Below are 877 nucleotides of genomic sequence, written 5' to 3'. Positions count from 1 at the left end.
GACCAGACCAGGCTGTAGGCTTCTCTCATGAGACAGAAGCATTGCGCGATTCGGCCTCACGGGCCAGCTGGATTAGGTTTCCGACAGGGACAATGGCCATCGGTACTCCTCATGGAGTCTATGAACCAATGTTGGGATCCGATTGGCAATGCAGCCGGATCATGCTGTTGGTGACCACCTGTGCTCACTCAAGCGTTAGACCGGAATAAATGCCGAGACAGCTTGCAGACGAACGCCAGGTTCAGCCGCTCAATCGCGGGGCGATCCGGTTACGCCGATATCGAGTACCGCGACATTACCTCCGAAGGTTTGCTTCGAGCGAGCTCGTTCAAGGGCCTGAGCCGCAAATAGGAACGGTGACTTTGGGATCGCGTTGCCTGTGCGGCTCCGCAGAGGGGCGCGTCCTAAGCGCCGAGGCAACGATGAAGACCAAGGCACCCGGTGAGCTCTCGCACTATTCCAAGATAACCTCGTCTGCTCAGCAATTTTATAAGGAGGCGGCAGACTGCCGCGCGGAGGCGGCTCGCAGCCTCAACCAAGTCGATCGAGATGGTTGGTCGAAGCTTGCCAGCGAGTGGACAGAACTCGCTCTCGCGGCTGAGAGGGGCCAGATCTTCCGGCGCGGCTAGCGTGGATGCGTCACAGCAAAACATGCCGTTGGTTGGGTTAAGCCCCCGCGCACAGGATGCCGTGCGCCGCGCCTTCTTTTTGCAGTGCAACGAAACCAACACGCGTGCCCACCCGTAGGGGGTAAGCGCTGTTTTCAGGCCACAGCTTTGAGGTCGTGGCGGCAATATGCCCACGGCAGCAACTGATCGATGTCGCTATTCGGATGGCCATTGACGATCCTGGTGAGCGCGTCGGTTAAGTAGGCAAG

The 877-nt window shown here is 58.7% G+C and carries 2 protein-coding genes; one reads left to right on the top strand and one right to left on the bottom strand.

Features of this window, described 5'->3' with window-relative positions; translation table 11 throughout:
- The first annotated feature begins 422 nt into the window (after positions 1-422).
- Positions 423-629, top strand: coding sequence for a hypothetical protein (locus tag AC630_RS41900; RefSeq protein WP_074124295.1), 207 nt, complete (start codon positions 423-425; stop codon positions 627-629).
- A 134-nt stretch (positions 630-763) separates the two neighbouring features.
- Here AC630_RS41900 and AC630_RS41895 read toward each other — a convergent pair.
- Positions 764-877 (bottom strand): transposase domain-containing protein (locus tag AC630_RS41895; protein ID WP_074124293.1); only part of this gene is annotated, 114 nt, incomplete at its 5' end.

This window comes from Bradyrhizobium sp. AS23.2, from assembly GCF_001908185.1.
Taxonomy (GTDB): domain Bacteria; phylum Pseudomonadota; class Alphaproteobacteria; order Rhizobiales; family Xanthobacteraceae; genus Bradyrhizobium.
Note: the sequence above shows the minus strand (reverse complement) of the source record. Positions and strands in the feature narration are given on the sequence as shown.